This window comes from Streptomyces sp. NPDC042336, assembly GCF_055581985.1.
Map to the genome: position 1 here is coordinate 1 of NZ_JBVJEA010000097.1, position 1,711 is coordinate 1,711.

1 protein-coding gene is annotated in these 1,711 nt (G+C 58.9%); it reads left to right on the forward strand.

Annotated elements, in window-relative coordinates; all coding sequences use genetic code 11:
• Positions 1 to 275: 275 nt before the first annotated feature.
• Complete coding sequence (locus ACZ6IM_RS42565; RefSeq protein WP_469564629.1) at positions 276 to 1,622, forward strand: WD40 repeat domain-containing protein; 1,347 nt, start codon at positions 276 to 278, stop codon at positions 1,620 to 1,622.
• Positions 1,623 to 1,711: the final 89 nt, after the last annotated feature.

Below are 1,711 nucleotides of genomic sequence, written 5' to 3' on the forward strand. Positions count from 1 at the left end.
GCACCACCCGCTGAAAGAGGGCCCACAGGTCTTCAGGCGCCATCCGCTCTACAAGCGCAGCAGTCATCGCTCCAGACTGCCGCAAGATCACGCCAAGTGAAATGGCATCTAAGGAGACTGCCACTCCCGACAGCATCACTCTTGGCTTCGACAACTCCAACCAACTCCTCGCCCTTGACTCCCGAGCTGGATCTCTCCGTAGCCTCGCCCGGAACTCCACCAGCTGGAGTGACTCGCGCAAGATCCCCGACTTCCCCCGTCAGGAGGGGGCAGAGGTGACCTTGTCTGCTGACGGCTCCATGGCCTATATCGGTGTGAAGAACGAACTCTGGGACCTGACCAATGGCAGGCGGTTGGCTCGCACTAGCGATCAGGACGTCGGCCCAATTGTCATGCCCAGCACCAGGGAAGGTGCCCTGTACGCTGCCAGCAGCCGTGGCGTGGGCGTGTACGGCAGGGCGCTTCGCCAGCAGCGTCTCCTCGGCTCGTTCACTTGGCCGGTGTTCAGCCTCTCCGTTTCCGATGACGGCCGATGGGTGGCTGCCGGTTCACAGGACGGTGCCGTGTCTCTCTTTTCTACGACGAGCTTCCAGGCAGGCACACCTCTGCCGAACGAGCAGCATGTCATGCCCGCCGAACTAGCGCCTGATGATTGGACCGCGTTCCGAACGGTCGGACCCATTACAGAAGTATGGTCAGTCACGAGCGAAGGCGTCAGCAAACTCGGGGGTGTGCCATTGCAGATGGCGAAAAAGACCTTGCGCCAGGACATCGTAATCTCATCATCCGATGGAAAGCGTGCTCTAGTAACGCAAAACGACGTCCTGTCGCTATGGAACCTGCGCGATAGTAGTCGGGTAGGGCAATCGAAGACCAGGAAATCTTTCATTCCACTGACTTTCCTGCCGGACGGCCTTCATGTGGTGGGCACGACGAGCAGCGAAGTGCAGGTCGTCAACACTGAGTCCTGGAAAACCATTCAGTCCGTGCCATTCGAGCGCGACGATGGCGACGCGGATATCTCCGTCAGTGCGGACCGGACCACCTTGGCCCTAGTAGGAGAAGAAGAGCTCAAGGTTTGGAAATGGGATTCCGAGAAGGAATTTCAACAGGTGCGCAAGGTCTCTATCGAACCTGTCTGGACCATGTATGGACACGAAGTCGTGGTCAGCGCCAAAGGAGAACGTGTAGCTGTCATCAACTACGATGAACTCATCTCAGTACTCAATGTGTCCAGTGGAGAGTTCGTAACGAATACATCTGCAGCGAGCGGTGGGAAAGTTCTCGCTTTCAGTAGTGACACCGCGTTCCTCGTGCAGGCTGTAGGTACCGCGAATGATCAAAGACTACAGTTCTGGGATACCGCCACTGGCGAGTCCCGCGGAGCCTGGACGCTTCCGAAGCCGCGCGCTGGCCGGGACAGTACGATTACACGCCTCCTTACCGGCCGCGATGGGGGCCTGATCGCCTTCGGATTGGATGGCAGTCTTATGAGCCGCACTATTGACGTTGCAGCCTGGGAAGGCGTTCTGTGTGACCTCGCGCCTGACCAGCTCCCCCAAGCCGAGTACGACCGGTATTTGGAAGGGCTTGATGTAGACGCTCCTTGCCGTGACCACTGAGCCGTTTCAGAGTGGCCACCGATGGGGTGACGGCGTCGAGGTCGCAACGCACGAGGCACCCGCGCCGTTGAGGGAGGTGTTCGAAGTCT